General features: G+C 68.8%; 19 protein-coding genes. 8 read left to right on the top strand and 11 right to left on the bottom strand.

The genetic code is table 11. The features are described from left to right. The first annotated feature begins 46 nt into the window (after positions 1-46). Together BRESU_RS07030 and BRESU_RS07035 are read left to right on the top strand one after the other, a co-directional pair. Positions 47-985, top strand: coding sequence for an ABC transporter ATP-binding protein (locus tag BRESU_RS07030; protein WP_013268841.1), 939 nt, complete (start codon positions 47-49; stop codon positions 983-985). After that, positions 985-1710, top strand: coding sequence for an ABC transporter permease (locus BRESU_RS07035; RefSeq protein WP_013268842.1), 726 nt, complete (start codon positions 985-987; stop codon positions 1708-1710). Before BRESU_RS07030 ends, BRESU_RS07035 begins: the two co-directional genes overlap by 1 nt. A 2-nt stretch (positions 1711-1712) precedes the next feature. Here BRESU_RS07035 and bfr read toward each other — a convergent pair whose 3' ends face one another. Further along, positions 1713-2213, bottom strand: a complete 501-nt coding sequence (bfr, locus tag BRESU_RS07040) for a bacterioferritin (RefSeq protein ID WP_013268843.1) — start codon at positions 2211-2213, stop codon at positions 1713-1715. 28 nt (positions 2214-2241) lie between these two features. Then, the gene (locus BRESU_RS17130) at positions 2242-2427 is read right to left on the bottom strand and encodes a (2Fe-2S)-binding protein (RefSeq protein ID WP_013268844.1); all 186 of its coding nucleotides are present in this window, start codon (positions 2425-2427) and stop codon (positions 2242-2244) included. Positions 2428-2548: 121 nt separating this feature from the next. On the opposite strand from BRESU_RS17130, the gene thiE reads away from it, so the two are divergent. The 5 genes from thiE to BRESU_RS17365 all read left to right on the top strand — a co-directional run bounded on the left by thiE (position 2549) and on the right by BRESU_RS17365 (position 8512). Beyond that, positions 2549-3187 (top strand): thiamine phosphate synthase, encoded by a 639-nt coding sequence (gene thiE / locus BRESU_RS07045; protein WP_013268845.1) that lies wholly within the window; start codon positions 2549-2551, stop codon positions 3185-3187. Positions 3188-3253: 66 nt separating this feature from the next. Continuing rightward, positions 3254-4939: a sensor histidine kinase gene (locus BRESU_RS07050; RefSeq protein WP_013268846.1), complete on the top strand. Its 1686-nt coding sequence runs from the start codon at positions 3254-3256 to the stop codon at positions 4937-4939. 120 nt (positions 4940-5059) lie between these two features. Beyond that, complete coding sequence (locus tag BRESU_RS07055) at positions 5060-6526, top strand: cytochrome ubiquinol oxidase subunit I (protein ID WP_013268847.1); 1467 nt, start codon at positions 5060-5062, stop codon at positions 6524-6526. After that, positions 6523-7560: a cytochrome d ubiquinol oxidase subunit II gene (gene cydB / locus BRESU_RS07060; protein ID WP_013268848.1), complete on the top strand. Its 1038-nt coding sequence runs from the start codon at positions 6523-6525 to the stop codon at positions 7558-7560. The genes BRESU_RS07055 and cydB overlap by 4 nt, the downstream gene beginning before the upstream one ends. Before the next feature lie 160 nt (positions 7561-7720). Next, complete coding sequence (locus tag BRESU_RS17365; RefSeq protein WP_156796127.1) at positions 7721-8512, top strand: hypothetical protein; 792 nt, start codon at positions 7721-7723, stop codon at positions 8510-8512. Positions 8513-8515: 3 nt separating this feature from the next. On the opposite strand, the gene BRESU_RS07075 is transcribed toward BRESU_RS17365, so the two are convergent. The 6 genes from BRESU_RS07075 to BRESU_RS07100 form a co-directional block, all read right to left on the bottom strand. Then, complete coding sequence (locus BRESU_RS07075; RefSeq protein WP_013268850.1) at positions 8516-8920, bottom strand: YkgJ family cysteine cluster protein; 405 nt, start codon at positions 8918-8920, stop codon at positions 8516-8518. Continuing rightward, on the bottom strand, positions 8917-9261 hold the full coding sequence (locus BRESU_RS07080) for a VOC family protein (protein ID WP_013268851.1): 345 nt from the start codon (positions 9259-9261) through the stop codon (positions 8917-8919). Before BRESU_RS07080 ends, BRESU_RS07075 begins: the two co-directional genes overlap by 4 nt. A 192-nt stretch (positions 9262-9453) precedes the next feature. Next, positions 9454-10449: an alpha/beta hydrolase gene (locus tag BRESU_RS07085; RefSeq protein ID WP_013268853.1), complete on the bottom strand. Its 996-nt coding sequence runs from the start codon at positions 10447-10449 to the stop codon at positions 9454-9456. A 4-nt stretch (positions 10450-10453) separates the two neighbouring features. After that, positions 10454-11635 (bottom strand): thiolase family protein, encoded by a 1182-nt coding sequence (locus BRESU_RS07090; RefSeq protein ID WP_013268854.1) that lies wholly within the window; start codon positions 11633-11635, stop codon positions 10454-10456. Positions 11636-11866: 231 nt separating this feature from the next. Continuing rightward, complete coding sequence (locus BRESU_RS07095) at positions 11867-12445, bottom strand: SOS response-associated peptidase (RefSeq protein ID WP_013268855.1); 579 nt, start codon at positions 12443-12445, stop codon at positions 11867-11869. A gap of 129 nt (positions 12446-12574) precedes the next feature. After that, entirely contained in the window at positions 12575-13429 is an 855-nt protein-coding gene (locus BRESU_RS07100) for an acyl-CoA thioesterase (RefSeq protein WP_013268856.1), read from the bottom strand. A gap of 217 nt (positions 13430-13646) precedes the next feature. On the opposite strand from BRESU_RS07100, the gene BRESU_RS07105 reads away from it, so the two are divergent. Beyond that, positions 13647-14150, top strand: a complete 504-nt coding sequence (locus BRESU_RS07105; protein ID WP_041761415.1) for a winged helix-turn-helix transcriptional regulator — start codon at positions 13647-13649, stop codon at positions 14148-14150. Here BRESU_RS07105 and BRESU_RS07110 read toward each other — a convergent pair. The 3 genes from BRESU_RS07110 to sciP form a co-directional block, all read right to left on the bottom strand. Continuing rightward, positions 14147-14716 (bottom strand): hemerythrin domain-containing protein, encoded by a 570-nt coding sequence (locus BRESU_RS07110; protein WP_013268858.1) that lies wholly within the window; start codon positions 14714-14716, stop codon positions 14147-14149. The genes BRESU_RS07105 and BRESU_RS07110 overlap by 4 nt on opposite strands. Then, positions 14709-15941 (bottom strand): tRNA 2-thiouridine(34) synthase MnmA, encoded by a 1233-nt coding sequence (mnmA, locus tag BRESU_RS07115; protein ID WP_041761417.1) that lies wholly within the window; start codon positions 15939-15941, stop codon positions 14709-14711. Before mnmA ends, BRESU_RS07110 begins: the two co-directional genes overlap by 8 nt. 99 nt (positions 15942-16040) lie before the next feature. Next, positions 16041-16325: a CtrA inhibitor SciP gene (gene sciP, locus BRESU_RS07120; protein ID WP_013268860.1), complete on the bottom strand. Its 285-nt coding sequence runs from the start codon at positions 16323-16325 to the stop codon at positions 16041-16043. Positions 16326-16388 lie beyond the last annotated feature (63 nt).

Raw genomic sequence — 16388 nt, forward strand, 5'->3', positions numbered from 1 at the left:
ACGGTTCGCAAGTTTATGTAAGAGTTAAACGGGCAGGGGTTGGCCGATGGGCGCGGCGATCGAGACACAGGGGCTGACGCGCCGGTTCGGCCGGCATCTGGCCGTCGACGCGGTGTCGATGACGGTACCGGAGAAAGCCGTCTACGGCTTTCTCGGGCGCAATGGCGCGGGCAAGACCACCACGCTGAAGATGCTGCTCGGCCTGCTGACCCCGAGCGCCGGATACGCACGCATTTGCGGGATCGACGTGGGACGCGACAGGATCGGCGCGGCGCGAAAGGTCGGCTCGCTGCTGGAGGCGCACGGCTTCTACGCGAACCTGACCGGGCGCGAGAACCTGGACCTGACCCGCGGGCTCATGGGCCTGGCCGCGACCGAGATCGACAGGGTCCTGGAGGTCGTCGACCTGACCGGAAACGCTCGGCGGCGCGTCGCGGACTATTCGCTGGGCATGCGGCAAAGGCTGGGGCTGGCCCGCGCCATGCTGGGCAATCCGCCGGTCCTGGTTCTGGATGAGCCGACCAACGGGCTGGACCCCGACGGCATCGCCGACATGCGCCGCTTCCTGAAGACCCTGCCCGAGCGGACGGGGGCGACGGTGCTGCTGTCCAGCCACCTGCTGGGCGAGATCGAGCAGACGGCCACCCATATCGGCATCGTCCACGAGGGCCGGCTGGTGCTGGAAGGCGACCTTGCAGCGCTGAAGGCGGAACTGGCTCCTGAGATCGGCCTGCGCGTCGACGATGCGGAGCGGGCCGGGCTGGTCCTGCGTCGCCACGACCTGACGCTGACCCGCGACGCCGCAGGTCTGGTCGCGCGACTGCGTCCCGGTGCGGACCATGATGCCGCAACGGCCGCCCTGAACCGGGACCTGGTCGATGCGGGCGTGCAGGTCTTCGCCATCGGAGCCCGCAGCCCGTCCCTGGAGGGGATCTATCGCACCGTCACCGCGTCGCCGTCGGCGCGCGAACCGGAGACCGTCTGATGCTGGCCTTTCTTGCCGTCGAACTGCGCAAGCTCAACCGCTCGCTGGCCCTGCTGCTGGCTCTGGCGGCCCCGACGCTGATCGCGATCTTCGTCTTCTTCAACATGCTGCGGAGCGAGGAAGCCCAACACTGGGAGATGTATACCCAGGGGGCGACGGGCATCTGGGCCTTCTTCATGCTGCCGATGAGCGTGACGGCGCTGACGGCCCTCGTCGCCCACATGGAGCATGGCCCGCGCGCCTGGGATCATCTGAGGGCCCTGCCGGTCGCGCGCTGGAAGCTCTATGCGGCCAAGGCGATCTGCGTGCTGGGCGTCGTCGCGGCGATGAGCCTGCTCAACCTCCTGCTGACCTGGGGCGCGGTATCCCTTGCGGCGGCGATCAAGCCGGTTCTGACGCCGACCGGCGTACTGGATCTCGGTGCGCAGGCAATCCTGCTGGCGAAGGTCCTGCTGGCCGCCATCCTGATGATTGCCATCCAGTTCTGGATCGCGATCCGTTTCTCCAGCTTCGTGCCGGCCCTGGCCGTGGGGATCGGCGGGACCTTCTTTTCGGTCGTGGCGACGGCAGCGAAGCAGGGCGTGTTCTTTCCCTGGCAGATGCCGGTCAACATGCTGGCGACCGAGGCCTGGCGCGTGAACACCGCGCTGGCGCTGGGAGGCGGCGTGGGTGTGATCGTGCTCGTCGCCGCGGTCGTCCACCTGACGCGGCGCGAGGTGCTCTAGGCTCAGCCGCCGGTGGCGGACTTGTCCGGAGCGATCTCGGTCATGGCGGACTGCAGGTAGTTCTGCTCACCCAGTTGTTCGATCAGCTTGAACTGGGCTTCGAGGAAATCGATGTGTTCCTCGGTGTCCGACAGGATTTCCATGAAGATCTGGCGGCTGACGTAGTCGGACAGCTGCTCGGCCTGGGCGACGGCGGCCAGCAGGGTGTCGCGCCCGCCGAGCTCCAGTTGCAGGTCGGCACCGAGGCACTCGATGGCGTTCTCGCCGATCTTGAGCTTGTGCAGGTCCTGCATGTTGGGCAGGCCGTCGAGGAAGAGGACGCGCTTGATCAGCTTGTCGGCGTGTTTCATCTCGCCGATCGATTCGTCGTAGATGATCTGGCCCATGTGTTTCAGGCCCCAGCTTTCGAACATGCGGGCATGCAGGAAATACTGGTTCACGGCCGTCAGTTCGTTGGTCAGCACCGCATTGAGGCTGCGGATGATCGCGGGATCGCCCTTCATGGCTGTCTTCCTTCGTGTTCGGACCGGACTATTCGGCGGCGAGAGCGAAGGTGTCCCGGCTGTCCTGAATCATCTGGCGCATCTCGCAGACGCACTTAGCACATTGCGCTGCGCATTGGTTGCGCTGGAACACATCGGCAGGCCGCGTGGCGCCGGCTTCGATGGCGCGGGCGACGTCCCGTTGGCGAAGACCATTGCAGTTGCAGACGTACAAGGCAGGCGATCCTGTCGACCAGTTGCGATTGGTTCTCTATAGCAGCCGGCACGGCGATTGCAACGCGTTCGCAAGAGCCTTCGGTGTTGACCATCGCGCCGCGTTGACGCACCTGCGCGGCATGATCCCGCCCCGCTGCCAGCTCTATCTGATCACACCGCCTGTCATCGACGATCTGGACGTCTTCGCGGGCCGTCTGGAACGCGCACTGGACGCCGGGCCCGTCGCCGCCCTCCAGATCCGGCTGAAGCCGGCAGACGAGGCGACGATCACCGCAGCGGTCCAACGCCTGGCGCCGCTGGCCCAGCGGCGCGACGTCGCCGTCATCCTGAACGATCGCCCGGACCTGGCTGCGGCGCTGGGCTGCGACGGGGTGCACGTGGGCCAATCCGACGCGTCGGTGGCCTCGGCGCGCCGGATCATGGGCAAGTCCGCGATGATCGGGGCGACCTGTCATGACAGTCGTCACCTGGCGATGGAAGCGGCGGAAGCGGGGGCCGACTATGTGGCCTTCGGTGCCTTCTTTCCGACCACGACCAAGACGACCGAACATCGTCCCGATCCGGAGATCCTGACCATCTGGCAGGAGGTCATGGAAATCCCGTCCGTCGCGATCGGCGGGATCACCGTCGAAAATGCGGCGACCCTCGTCACGGCGGGGGCAGATTTCCTGGCGGTCAGCGCCGGGGTCTGGGGGTACGCCGAGGGCGAAGCCGCGGCGGTTCGTCGTTTCGCTGCGATCATGGCCACAGGCGACTGACTTCAGGGGATATTAGGAAGCTCGTGGTTGAAGGAACGCTCGTGTTTTCGCCAGAGCGTTCGACCCATGCCCCATGTCCGCGCCCTCGGCGCGACCGATCTGGACTACGCTGAGGCACAGATTGCGCCCGCGCGCCCGGTCGTGACCACCGCCGCCAGCCTGTTTACGCAGCCGCTGGCCCCGATGCTGACCGTGCTGGGCGTCGCGGTTCTGGTGATCGTGGCGATCACGACGGCGCGGACCGCGGGACTGGTCGCCGCGCTGTGGGCGGCGAACGGGCTGGCCGTCGGCGTGTGGCTGCGGAGCGGCCGGGGCCTCGGCTTCGACCTGAGCTTCGGAGGCCTGATCGCGCTGGGCGTGCTGGCCGGCGAGTTTCTGGCGGGCAATACCCCGACGCTGGCCCTCTGGTTCACCCTGGCCAACATGATCGAGATCGTGGTGGCTGTGCTGCTGGCCCGGCGGTTCGCACCCACCCTGAACCTCGCGACCGTGAACGGAGCCTCACGCTTCCTGTTCTGCGTGGCGGGCCTTGCGCCCATTCCCGCCGGGCTGATGTCGGCCGTGATGCTCTGGCTGGTCCGGGACGCCTCATTCCTGATGAGCTTCCAGACGTGGTGGTTCGGCCATGCCCTGGGGCTGGCGGTCATCGCTCCGTTCATTCTGGCGTACGAGCAGCGGCAGCTGGCGGCCATGCTGCGGCCCCTGCGAGCGGCCGAGACGGTCGGCCTGTTCGCCCTGTTGGCGGGCGTCTGCGCCGTCGTCTATTTCGTCGTCGATCTGCCGCTGGTGTTCGCGGTGATTCCGGTCCTGATCCTGATCGCTGCGCGCCTCAGAGTTCCGGGGGTCACGGCCGCCCTGATGCTGGTGGCGGTCGCGGCCGTGGCCTCGTTGCTGATCGGAGCCGGTCCTGCCGCGGGGGACCCGAGCGACATCGGTGAGCGCGCCCTGCTGGTCCAGTTGACGATCCTGTTCGGTTACGTGCCCATCGTCCTGGTCGCCTCCCTGCTGGAGGAACGCGACCGTCTGTCCGAGCGGGCCAAGGCCGGGCAACTGAGGGCCGAGCGCGCCTCCGCCGCCAAGTCGCGTCTGCTCGCCAACGTGGCGCACGAGATCAAGAGTCCGATCGGCGGGGTCATCGGCATCGGCGACCTGTGGTCCAGTGGACAGCTGGGGCCCGTGACGCCAACCCAGGCCGAGATGGCCGTCATGCTGGTGAAGACCGCGCGTCAGGTCGAGGCGCTGTCGCACGATCTCCTGGACGTGGCCCGCGCCGAATCCGGAGCTGTGAAGGTGGAGCTGCGCCCGACCGACGTCCCGGGCATTCTCGAAGATATCCGCGCGGCAACCGTTCTGAGGCCCGAGGCGCGGGCCCTCTCGGTCAGCGTTGTCTGCGAGGGCGATGGTCTGATCGCCATCGCGGACTCGCAGCGCCTGGCGCAGGTGATCGACAACCTGGCGACCAATGCGGTGAAGTATGCCGGGGCCGGGGGCAGCCTCGTTCTACGGGCCCGGCGGATCTACGACGGCGTCCGGATCGAGGTCGTGGACCGCGGGCCGGGTCTGACCCCGGAAAAGCAGGCGCAACTGTTCGAGCCGTTCAACCGGCTGGGGCTGGAACGCTCGTCGGTCGAGGGGCACGGCATCGGTCTGGCGCTGGCGAAACGTCTGGTCGAACTGCAAGGCGGCTCCATCGGCGTCGTGTCCAATCTCGGAGAGGGTTCGACCTTCTGGATCGAGCTGCCCGCGGCCTGACGCGTAAAATCATCACCCAGTGAAATACTGCGGCGCAGGGTCGCGCGGGGGTTCTGCGGGTGGACATGGCCAAGACATTGGCGCACCGCATGTGGCCTCAGTCATTCCAGGAACACGCCCGTGGACCTCGACGCCCTGCTGCTCTCGCGCCTGCAGTTCGCCTTCACCATCGCTTTTCACATCCTGTTCCCGGCCTTCACCATCGGGCTGGCGGCCTTTCTGGCTGTTCTGGAGGGGCTGTGGCTTTGGACCAAGCGAGAGGCGTTCAAGACCCTTTACCTGTTCTGGGTGAAGATCTTCGCGCTCAGCTTCGGCATGGGAGTCGTCTCGGGCGTTGTGCTCAGCTACCAGTTCGGCACCAACTGGTCCGAGTTCATCCGCCTGACGGGCGGGGTGATCGGCCCACTGCTGGCCTATGAGGTCCTGACGGCCTTCTTCCTGGAAGCCTCATTCCTCGGCGTCATGCTGTTCGGCTGGAAGAAGGTGGGGCCCAAACTCCACTTCGCATCGACCGTGCTGGTCGCGGTCGGCACGACCATCTCGGCCTTCTGGATCCTGTCGGCCAACAGCTGGATGCAGACCCCCCAGGGCTTCAAGATCATGGCCGACGGCACCTTCGAGGCCGTCGACTATATGGCGGTGATCTTCAACCCCAGCCTGCCGTCGCGGCTGGCCCACATGCTGCTGGCGGCCTTCATCACCACGGGCCTCGTGGTCGGGGCGGCCTCGGCCTATCGGCTTCTCAAGGAACGGGCCGCCGGCGTGAAGACCGAAGGCTGGACCGAGAGCCGGATCAGCCTCGTCATGGCCGTGGGCCTGCTGGCGGTTCTGGCCCCGCTGCAGCTGGTCGTCGGCCATGCCTCGGGTGAGGTCACGCACAAATACCAGCCGTCCAAGACCGCCGCGATCGAGGGGTATTGGGAGACCCGGGCCGACCAGCCCCTGCACCTGTTCGGCATCCCGGACCGCGAGGCGCAGAAGAACCATTTCGAGGTCTCGATCCCCGGCGTGGGCAACCTGATCCAGGGCGTGCCGAAGGATGAGGTGATCAAGGGCCTGGACAGCTGGGCGCGCGAGGATCAGCCGCCGCCCTTCATTCCCTTCTTCGGCTTCCGGATCATGGTCGGGCTGGGGATCCTGATGATCGGCCTCGGCCTCTGGGGCGCGGTGCTGATCTGGAGGAAGCGGATCTTCGACAGTCCGTGGTTTCTGCGGTTCGCCGTGGCCATGGGGCCATCGGGGTTCATCGCCGTGCTGGCGGGCTGGATGGTGACCGAGGTCGGGCGCCAGCCGTGGGTGGTCTATGGCGTGCTGCGCACACGCGATGCGGTCTCGCCCGTCATCGCCAGCCAGGTCGCCACCTCCCTGATCGCCTATATCGTCGTCTATTCGATCGTCTTCACCGCCGGGGCCATCTTCATCCTGCGGCTGATGGCCGAAGGGCCGATCGCGGCGAAGGCGGAGCCGCCGCCGCGTGGCCAGCGACCGCCTGGAACGCCCATGGCCCAGGCCCCGGAGGATACATCGCCCGACGACGATACGCCTGACGATACGGGTCCCGGCGGCCTGCGTGGAGCCGTGTCATGACCCTCGACCTGCAACTGATCTGGGCCGGGCTGATCGCGGTCGCCGTGCTGCTGTATGTGACGCTCGACGGCTTCGATCTGGGCATCGGCATCCTGTTTCCCTTCGCGAAGTCGAAGGAAGAGCGGGACGTGATGATGAACACGATCGCCCCCGTCTGGGACGGCAATGAGACCTGGCTGGTGCTGGGGGGCGGGGGGCTGCTGGCCGCCTTCCCGCTGGCTTATTCGGTGCTGATGCCGGCCCTGTATCTGCCCATTCTGCTGATGCTGGCGGGGCTGATCCTGAGAGGGGTGGCGTTTGAGTTCCGCTTCCGCGCCCGCAACCGGGGGCGCAAATTCTGGACCCAGATGTTCTCCGGCGGCTCCATCCTGACGGCCGTGGCCCAGGGGCTGGTGCTGGGCGGTTTCATCCAGGGGGTGACGGTGCGCGAGGACCGCTTCGCCGGCGGGCCGTTCGACTGGTTCACGCCCTATACGCTGCTGGTCGCGGCGGGGCTGGTGGCCGGCTACGCCCTGCTGGGCGGGGCCTGGCTGATGATGAAGACCAAGGACAATCTGCACGGGGACGCCAAGCGCTGGACCAGCATCTCGTCGGTCGTGGTGACGGTTCTGCTGGTGGCGGTGAGTGTCGCCACCCTGCTGATCCATCCCCGGGTCGCGGCGCGCTGGGGTTTCGACCTTGGAGACGGGTTCGCCCTCGATGCCTCGGTCCTGATGCCACTGCTGCCCATCCCCCTGCTGGGACTGGCGGGGCTGGCGCTGGTGTGGGTGATGTCGCGCAGGGGCTCGCACCGGTGGCCCTTCGTGGGGGCCATTCTGGTCTTCCTGTCGGGCTATCTGGGGCTGGCGGTCGGGTTCGCCCCCTATGTGGTGCCCTATGCGCTGGACTTCCGTCAGGCGGCGGCCCCGGACAATGCGCTGGGCCTCATGCTGGTGGGGACGGTGGCCATCCTGCCGCTGATCCTGGCCTATACCGGCTGGGTCTACTGGGTGTTCCGCGGCAAGATCGACGAGGAGGCCGGCTATCATCATTGATCCCGTTCCCCCGCCCGAAGGCGACGAGGCGTCCGGGCCGCTGTGGAAGAAACTGGCCTGGTTCGTGGGGCTCTGCCTGGCCGGGTCGGTCAGCGTGGCCGCGGTCGCCTATGTGCTGCGGAGCTTGCCGTTCAGCGGCTGAGGCGCGATGATCGCGGCCATGTTGCATATCCTCGCCGCCGTCGCCCTGATCGTCCAGCAGACCGCGCCCGCCGCCGGCGGAACCGACCTGACCCGGATGCTGAACGGCGCGCCGCCGGTCGCGACGTCCGCCCCGAGGCCCACAGCGCCGGCGACCCAGCCCGCGCCGCGTCCCGCGAACGCCCCGGCGACATCCGCGAGCGCCACACCGACGACCCGACCGGCGACAGCCCCGGTGGTCTCGTCCGGCACGACCCCGGTCGCGCCGGCGACCTCATCGGCGCCGGTCCGTGCCCCTGCGCCTTCGGGCACGACGGCGACGCCTCGACCCGCTCCCACGCCGGGACCCGCCAACCCGACCCCGACCACGACCCCGACCACGGCCCCCGCGCCCGCGCCCACCGGAGAGGCTGTCGTGGCGCCGGTCGAGCCGCCGCCGCCTGCACCGGTCGCGCTGGACGCCCGGGCCGTCGCGGCCCTGCCGTTCACGGTCAGCCTGCCGACGGGGTTCTCGATCACCACGGGCCGGCCCGGGCCGGACTTCAATATCTATACGATCCGGCGGGGCGGGCAGCCGTTCGTGATGGTCTATGCCGGGTCGGCGTCGCAGTTCCCGATCTACTCGGGCGAGATGGTCGAGGCGGGCGGTCGGGCCTCGGTCGTGGCGAACGAGGAGGGACGCCGGGTCGCGCTGGAGCACCTGTTCACCCGCACTGCGGCCCCGACAGAGATCCACGTCTGGATCACCAGCCTGGACGGTGCTGACCGGCTGCTGGCCGAGCAGATCGGCCAGTCCGTGGACGCGCGCTAGACGTCAGGCGCGGCGCACGACCGTGTCGGTGGTCCCGAGGCGGAGACCCCGCTTTCCGGCGAAGACCAGCACTTCCTGATCCTGCGCGGCGGCCCATCGACGGAGTTGCGCCTCGTAGGGCTCGCGTCGCCAGTCGTGGGGGCGGGAAGCGTCGCATTCGACGATGAGGCGCTGGCCGCCGTTCTCGCTGTGCAGGACGAATCCGGCGGTCGTGGGCTTCCAGGCCTCGTCGAGGGCCTCCGTCAGCAGCCACAGGCAGTTGAACACGCGGCAGTCCTGAGGCCGGTCGTCATAGATGGCGCACCCGCTCGTCTTGCCGAAATGGCGGCACCAGCGGCCCGCGGGCTTGTCGAGCGCGGTGACGCCCATCAGCTTGCAGCACAGGCCGCAGGTGCCGCAGGTCTTCATCCGTTCTCGGACCAGACGGCGAGTTCGTTGCCGGACGGGTCGACGAAGTGGAAGCGCCGCCCGCCGGGGAAGGCATAGACCGGCTTGATGATCCGGCCGCCCGCCGCCTCGACCTTCGCCAGCATGGCCTCGAGGTCGTGGGCATAGAGGATGGGCAGGGGGGCCTTGGTCCGGTCCGCCGCGTCGGCGTCGAAGCCGCCGTCGAGGCCCGCGTCGAAGGCGGCGTAGCTGGGGCCGTAGTCCTGGAAGACCCAGCCGAAGGCGGCCTCGTAGAAGGCCTTCGTCTCCGGCAGGCCGGTGGCCGGCAGCTCCAGGTAGTCGAGTTTTCCGTCGCTTCGCATGGTTCGTGATCCGTTGTTGGAAGCCGCCGGGACGAGACTTGCCACCTCGGCGACTCGGGCGCAATGTTGCGAACCATTCTCATTCGCAGGAAGAGCCGATGATCATTCTGACCGCCGGAGGGGAGGCCCTGATCCGTCTGCTGCGGGTCGACAGTCGCCCGGTGTTGCTTCCGCCGCCGAAGCCGCCCGTGCCTAGGCGCTGAGCCAGCCGTTGCGCGCGCCGAAGGCCCGGACCAGATCTGGCCAGACGGCGGCCGGCCTGCCCGAGATCAGGCGGATGCCGAAACCGTGTCCGCCTTCCTGGAACAGATGCGCCTCGCTGGTGACGCGGGCGGTCCGCAGGGTCGCCAGCAGGTTCAGGCTGTTCTCGACGACGACGGCCGGGTCGTCGATGGCGTGGATCAGGACGGTCGGGCCGACGCCGGTCCAGTCCATCCGCTCCAGCGACCAGGCGGCGATCTGTTCGGGGGTCGGGGTCGGCCCCAGCAGCTGTTCGCGCGATCCGGCGTGGACGAAGGGGTCGGCCATGGTGGCGACGGGGTAGAGCAGGACGTTCAGGTCGGGGCGGAAGGATGCGGCGTCGGCGGCATCGACCGGCGCATAGGTCGCGTCGCGCCGGGCGGCGAGCAGGCCCGCCAGATGGCCCCCGGCCGAGGCCCCCAGGCTGGCGATGCGGTCAGGATCGATGCCGTAGTCGGCGGCGTTGGCGCGGATCAGGCGCAGGGCCCGCTGCGCGTCCTGCAGCGGCGCGTCCGGACCGGCGGTCCAACCGTCGGCGGGCAGGCGATAGCGGAGCACGAAACAGGTGACCCCGGCAGCGGCGAAGACCCGCGCCACGTCCATCCCCTCCTTGTCCACGACGGCCCATCTGTAGCCGCCGCCCGGGATCAGCAGCAGAGCGGCACCGTTGGGGCGCTCGGGCCGCATGACCGTCAGGATCGGGTCCGTCGTGTACTGGGCGAAGCGGTCGTGGAACGCGGGATCGGTCGAGCGTTCGGGTACGATCGCCGTGACGGTGACGTTCTCGCCGCCCGGTGCCCCGTTGGGCCACAGCTGGACGACCTCGGTGGGATCGGGCGGAGCGACGGCCGGTATCTGGGCCGCAGCCGACGCCGATACCGGTGTCAGGGCCGGAGCTGCGGAGGCGAGGGCGGCGACGCCCAGAAGGGTGCGGCGATCCAGGGTCATGGCGTCAGGCGAGCTCGACCGCGAGGGCGACCGCTTCGCCACCGCCGATGCACAGCGACGCCATGCCCTTCGACTGGCCGCGGGCCTGCAGGGCCGCGATCAGGGTCGTCAGGACGCGCGCGCCGGAGGCCCCGATCGGATGGCCGAGCGCCGTGGCGCCGCCGTTCACGTTCAGCTTCGCGTGGTCGATGCCCATCTCCTGCATCGCGATCATGGGGACCACGGCGAAGGCTTCGTTGATCTCCCACAGGTCGACGTCCTCGACGCTCCAGCCGGCCTTCTTCAGCGCCTTCTGCATCGCCGGAACGGGCGCGGTGGTGAACAGGCCCGGCTCATGGGCGTGGGCGGCGTGGCTGACGATCCGGGCCACCACAGGCAGGTTCAGCGCCCTGGCCACGCTTTCGCGGGTCATCACGAGCGCGGCCGCGCCGTCCGAGATGGACGAGGCGTTGGCGGCGGTGATGGTGCCGTCCTTGCTGAACGCAGGTTTCAGGGTCGGGATCTTCTCCGGCATGGCCTTGCCGGGCTGTTCGTCCTGGCTGACCGTCACGGTGCCCTTGCGGCCCGCGACCTCGACGGGGGTGATCTCGGCCTCGAAGGCCCCGGACTCGATCGCCTTCAGCGCGCGGCTGAGGCTTTCGAGGGCATAGGCGTCCTGCGCCTCGCGCGTGAACTGATAGGTCTGGGCCGAGTCCTCGGCGAAATTGCCCATCAGCTTGCCGGGCGTATAGGCGTCCTCCAGCCCGTCCATATACATGCTGTCGACGATGACATCGTGGCCGATGCGGGCCCCGCCACGATGCTTGGTCATCAGGTAGGGGGCACCGGTCATCGACTCCATGCCGCCCGCGACGATGATGTCGGCGGACCCGGCGGCGAGGCTGTCGGAGGCCATCATCACCGCCTGCAGGCCCGATCCGCACATCTTGTTGACGGTCGTCGCCTCGACGTGCTGGCCGAGGCCGGCCCCGATGGCGGCCTGACGCGCCGGCGCCTGGCCGAGACCGGCGGGCAGGACGCAGCCCATGTAGATCTGTTCGATCTTGGCCGGATCGAGACCGGCCCGTTCGACGGCGGCCTTGACCGCGGTGGCCCCGAGCTCGGTCGCCTTGACGCCGCTCAGCGCGCCCTGGAAGCCGCCCATCGGCGTGCGGGCGAAGGAGACGATGACGACGGGATCGGACATGGAGCGGCTCTCGGTTTCGATGGGGTGGATGTAGCGCCGGGGAAAGGGGATTGCGAGGGGGGGGGGGGGGGAGTCCGGCCCTCCCTCCCCCTCGGGGGAGAGCAGATCGCGAAGCGATCGGGTGGGGGCGGCAAGGCGAGACGGAAAAGATCGGTGTCCGGGTTGCCTTGCCCTCCCCACCGGGTCTCCGCTGCGCTCCGACCACCCTCCCCGATCGGGGAGGGAGAACCTTTACCCCTTGGCCGACTCGAACACCCGGAACGTGCCCGCCCTGGACGGGCCGAGGTGCGGGGGGCGGACGCGCTCGTCCAGCCAGGCGGCCCAGTCGTCGGGGGCGACGACGGCGGGCTGGCGGTCGTAGGTGCCGACGATGTCGGGGCCGGCGTCCACGGTCAAAAGACTGAAGCGGGGGCCCTCCGACGTCGCCTTGCACAGGGCGGCGAAGGTGATGAAGTCGTGGTCCAGAGGCGCGATCGTCCACTTCGTCTTGGGGTATTTCGTGCCGGTGTATTCGTAGAACCAGCTGGCGGGGACCAGGGCCCGGCCCGAAGTGAAGCTGCGGCCCTCGCTGCGCATGTTGATCAGCAGCGGCCGTTTCGGCGCGGACGGCGGCAGGCCCCAGCGGACGCTCGTCAGGGCGGCCTGTCCGGTTCCGTCGCCCCGGATCAGCAGGGCCGGATCGGTCGGGCGAACGGACTCCGTCGGCTCGGCGTTCGGCATGCCTTCAGGAAAGATCAGGGGGATCGCGGCATCGGCGAAGCTGTCCATCAGCGTGGCCGGCGACACCTTCATCGCATAGTTGTTGCACATCTTTGGGGGCTCCTTCGGAGCGCGCTACCGCTCGACGCGCGGCGTGTCGCTACTTGAGCGCATGATGTTCCGAAGCGCTACGCCCGGAGCGCGGTTCCGCGCTACTTGAGCGACGGGTGTTCAGGAGCGCTACCGCTCGACGCGCGGCATGCGGACGGGGGCCAGTTTGCGGCGCTGGCGCGAGACCGCGAGGGGGGTGCCGTCGGCGGCCCAGGCGATGGCCTCGTCGACGGTCCAGCCCAGGCCGAAATCCAGCATGCGGAACTCGAAGAAGGCCCAGCCTTCGGGGCAGAGCTCCGGCGTCGCATCGGTCAGGAAATCGTAGCGCAGATCGACCGTGGACATGCCGACCGGCCGGTCCAAAGCGGTCCAGGCCGGCGGATAGATGGCGTCCAGCAGGAAGCTCAGCCCCAGGGCGTCCAGTGGGCGGCCGTCGATCGTCCGCATCCACGCCCGCTCGACCACCGGACGGTCCGGATCGGGCTGCAGGATGTGCGGACCGGTGTCGAAGCGATAGTCCACGTGCTGTGAAAAGCGGGGCGACAGGGGCCCGGTCAGGGTGCCGCCTTCCTGCAGGCGGGCGAGGGGCGGCGGGGCCCGGAGCGGGGTCATCGCCATGCCCGCGACGTCGTCGCCGAAGGTGGCGGTGGCATGGTTCGTCAGCCGGTCCCCCTGGACGGCATCGACGCCGGCGAAGCTGGCGCTGCGCCCACCGCGCAGGAGACGCGGGCGGAACGCCAGGGTCTGACCGAAGCGTGCAGGGGTCATGTACTGGACCGACAGGGTGCGCAGGGGCGCGGACAGGCCGAGGCCCCGGGCCATGGCGGCGGCGCTGAGCGCGGCGATCAGACCGCCGAACGGAAAGCCGCTCTCGGGCGGCGCGCTGATCAGGCCGTTCGAGAAATCGCCGTGGATGTCGGCGGTCAGGACGCCCGGCTCGGCCGGGGTGAGGGTCAGCGCCTGCTCAAGGGTCTGTTCGATCATGACGGTCGCATAGCCCTGCAAAGGCGCGGGCGGAAGCCGGCGGCTGCCGCACCGACGAGCGGAAAAAAACGGGCGGCAGACGCGCCGCCGCCCGGAAGTCGGGAATGCAGGAACGCCGCGACGGATCGTGAGGTTCGTTGCCAAACAAGACTGACTGACTGGGTTCCTTTTGGCAACCCTCTTGCCAAATTGCTGACGCGGGGTCACTTTCATGCGTATGGGACGCACCGCAGACTACTCACGCCAAAGCTGCTCGATCGCCGCGACGCTCGAGGTCATCGGCGATCCGTGGACCTTGCTGGTGATCCGCGACGCCTTTCAGGGCGTGAAGCGGTTCGAGCAGTGGCAGGACCGGCTGGGCGTGGCGCGGAACGTTCTGGCCGCGCGGCTGAAGACCTTGGTGCAGCACGGCGTGCTGGAGCCGGTGCTCTATTCCGAACGGCCGCCGCGCAACGAATATGTGCTGACCGCCAAGGGCCGGGACCTGTCGGACGTGCTGGTCGCCCTGTACGGCTGGGGCTCCAAACACGTCTATGACAAGGAGGTCGCCGGGTTCGACATGGTCCACGAGACCTGTGGTCACTCGCTCCAGCCCCGCATCGCCTGCGGCTGCTGCGGCGAGATCGTCAACCGGCGCGACATCAAGCTGACCCGCACCGAGAACTGCCCGACGGTGGGCGAGGTCATGCCCCGTGAGGCGGCCACGGAAGACGCCGCCTAGCCTTTGAAGACGTCCGCGTGGCGGGTGATGAGGGGGATGACGATGTCCTCCTCATCCTCCAGATGCCGCAGCAGGGGGCGCTCGGCCGCGGCCAGGGTGTCGGTCAGGCGGGCGGCGGCGTCGCTGGCGGTCGGTGCCTGCCCGGCGACGGCCTGATGGAAGGCGAGACCGGACTGGAACAGGGCGTCGAGGTGGCCGTGGATGGCGTCGTGGTCGCGGTCCAGCAGGTCGATGCCGGACCCGATGCGCGGTTCGACCCTGCGCATGGTCGGGAAGTAGTGGTGGCTCTCGATATTGTGGTGCCCGTCCAGGTGCTGGAGGAACCCCTGCAGCGTCGGGATCAGCTGACGGTGCAGGTCGGGCAGGGCGAGGGTTCCGCTGCGCCACTGCGCGGTCAGGCCGGTCATGGCCGCGGTCTCGCGCCGGAAGCCGGAGTGCATCTGCAGCCAGAAGCGGGCCATGGATCCGACCTGGGGCTCGTGCCAGCGCAGACGGGGCAGCTCTTCCACCAGGTACCGACAGGCGTCGGGAAGGCCGGTCCGGGTGGCGAGGTCGCTCTCAGACAACGACGACCGCCGTCGTGGACGCGATGAAGCCGCCGCCAAGCAGGCGATCCGGATCCGAGGGATAGTAGAGGGCGCAGGCCTGGCCGGGGGCGACGCCTTCCTCGCCCGTCTCGAAGACGACCGAAATCCCGCTGTCGGCCAGGGTCAGGCGGGCGGGCGAGGGCGGGCGGGTCGAGCGGACGCGGGCGAGAACGGGGGTGTTCGCTGCGGCGGCGGCCTCGATCGAGGCCTCGTCGCCCAGCCAGTTGGTTTCGTCCAAAGTCAGGCTGGCGGTCAGCAGGGCCTCGCGCGGGCCGACGATGACGCGGCGGGTGTCGGGGTCCAGCCTCGTCACGAACAGGGGCTCGCCCACGGCGACGTTGAGGCCGCGGCGCTGGCCGATCGTGTAGTCGGTGATGCCCGCATGATGGCCGAGCACGCGGCCGTCCATGTGCACGATCTCGCCGGCCTCGCGGCCCTGCGGACGCAGGCGGTCGATGAGGGTGCGGTAGTCGCCAGACGGGACGAAGCAGATGTCCTGGCTGTCCGGCTTGGCGGCGATGCGCAGGCCCAGTTCGGCCGCCACGCCGCGCACGGCGGGCTTTTCCAGACCGGCGAGCGGGAAGCGCAGATAGTCGAGCTGGTCGCGCGTGGTGGCGAACAGGAAATAGGACTGGTCGCGCGAGGGATCGATGGCCTTGCGCATCTGGGCCCGGCCGTCGGCGGCGACGGCGCGGCCGACATAGTGGCCGGTGGCCATGGCGGCGGCCCCCAGGTCGCGGGCGACGTCCAGCAGGTCGCGGAACTTCACGGTCTGATTGCAGCGGATGCAGGGGACCGGCGTCTGGCCCTTCAGATAGCTGTCGGCGAACTGGTCGATGACGGCGTCGCGGAAGCGGCTTTCGTAGTCGAGGACGTAGTGGGGGATGCCCAGCATCTCGGCGGCGAGGCGGGCATCGTGGATGTCCTGGCCCGCGCAGCAGGCCCCCTTCTTCTTCAGCGCCGCGCCGTGGTCGTAGAGCTGGAGCGTCACGCCGACGACGTCATACCCCGCCTTGTGCAGCAGGGCCGCGACGACGGTGGAGTCCACCCCGCCGGACATGGCCGCCACCACGCGCGACCCGACCGGCAAGCCGACCGCCGCGCGCGCGGACGCGATCGCCGCGTCCATGTCTGGCGCGGCGATGTCGGGGATCGCGCAGAAGGGCTCGGCCAGGATGGCCGTCTCAAGGGTCATGGCGCGCATATAGAGGGGATGGGGGACGATTTCGAGGCCGGACCCCAAACGACAACGGCCGCGCCGGTCGCCGGGAGCGGCCGCCGTCGTGGTCTCGGGGGAGAAAGCCTAGGAGCGGTAGTTCTGGATGCGCGTGGTGCGCAGGCCCTGCATGCCCCATTTGTCGATCGCCTTCTGCCAGGCGAGGAACTCCTCGGCCGTCAGGCGGTATTTGGTCAGGGCGTCGTCCAGGCTGAGAAGGCCACCGCGAACGGCGGCGACGACTTCGGCCTTGCGACGGATCACCCAGCGATCCGTGTTGGCGGGCGGCAGATCGCGAATCGTCAGGGGCGTGCCCGTCGGACCGACGACGTACTGCTCGCCTTCTTTGTTGACGCGACGTTCTTGCAACATGGGCTTTTGCCTCATTCACCACTACCGATTGACAGTGACTGTAGCCAAGCGCCGCTAAGGGCC

The sequence above is a fragment of the Brevundimonas subvibrioides ATCC 15264 genome (genome assembly GCF_000144605.1).
Taxonomy (GTDB): Bacteria; Pseudomonadota; Alphaproteobacteria; order Caulobacterales; family Caulobacteraceae; genus Brevundimonas; species Brevundimonas subvibrioides.

Bases quoted from the DNA above. Each gene is read 5' to 3' on its own strand.
- BRESU_RS07030 (WP_013268841.1), top strand. From the start codon at position 47: ATGGGCGCGGCGATCGAGACACAGGGGCTGACGCGCCGGTTCGGCCGG.
- BRESU_RS07035 (WP_013268842.1), top strand. From the start codon at position 985: ATGCTGGCCTTTCTTGCCGTCGAACTGCGCAAGCTCAACCGCTCGCTG.
- bfr (WP_013268843.1), bottom strand. From the start codon at position 2,213: ATGAAGGGCGATCCCGCGATCATCCGCAGCCTCAATGCGGTGCTGACC.
- thiE (WP_013268845.1), top strand. From the start codon at position 2,549: ATGATCCCGCCCCGCTGCCAGCTCTATCTGATCACACCGCCTGTCATC.
- BRESU_RS07050 (WP_013268846.1), top strand. From the start codon at position 3,254: ATGCCCCATGTCCGCGCCCTCGGCGCGACCGATCTGGACTACGCTGAG.
- cydB (WP_013268848.1), top strand. From the start codon at position 6,523: ATGACCCTCGACCTGCAACTGATCTGGGCCGGGCTGATCGCGGTCGCC.
- BRESU_RS17365 (WP_156796127.1), top strand. From the start codon at position 7,721: ATGTTGCATATCCTCGCCGCCGTCGCCCTGATCGTCCAGCAGACCGCG.
- BRESU_RS07075 (WP_013268850.1), bottom strand. From the start codon at position 8,920: ATGAAGACCTGCGGCACCTGCGGCCTGTGCTGCAAGCTGATGGGCGTC.
- BRESU_RS07080 (WP_013268851.1), bottom strand. From the start codon at position 9,261: ATGCGAAGCGACGGAAAACTCGACTACCTGGAGCTGCCGGCCACCGGC.
- BRESU_RS07085 (WP_013268853.1), bottom strand. From the start codon at position 10,449: ATGACCCTGGATCGCCGCACCCTTCTGGGCGTCGCCGCCCTCGCCTCC.
- BRESU_RS07090 (WP_013268854.1), bottom strand. From the start codon at position 11,635: ATGTCCGATCCCGTCGTCATCGTCTCCTTCGCCCGCACGCCGATGGGC.
- BRESU_RS07095 (WP_013268855.1), bottom strand. From the start codon at position 12,445: ATGTGCAACAACTATGCGATGAAGGTGTCGCCGGCCACGCTGATGGAC.
- BRESU_RS07100 (WP_013268856.1), bottom strand. From the start codon at position 13,429: ATGATCGAACAGACCCTTGAGCAGGCGCTGACCCTCACCCCGGCCGAG.
- BRESU_RS07105 (WP_041761415.1), top strand. From the start codon at position 13,647: ATGGGACGCACCGCAGACTACTCACGCCAAAGCTGCTCGATCGCCGCG.
- mnmA (WP_041761417.1), bottom strand. From the start codon at position 15,941: ATGCGCGCCATGACCCTTGAGACGGCCATCCTGGCCGAGCCCTTCTGC.
- sciP (WP_013268860.1), bottom strand. From the start codon at position 16,325: ATGTTGCAAGAACGTCGCGTCAACAAAGAAGGCGAGCAGTACGTCGTC.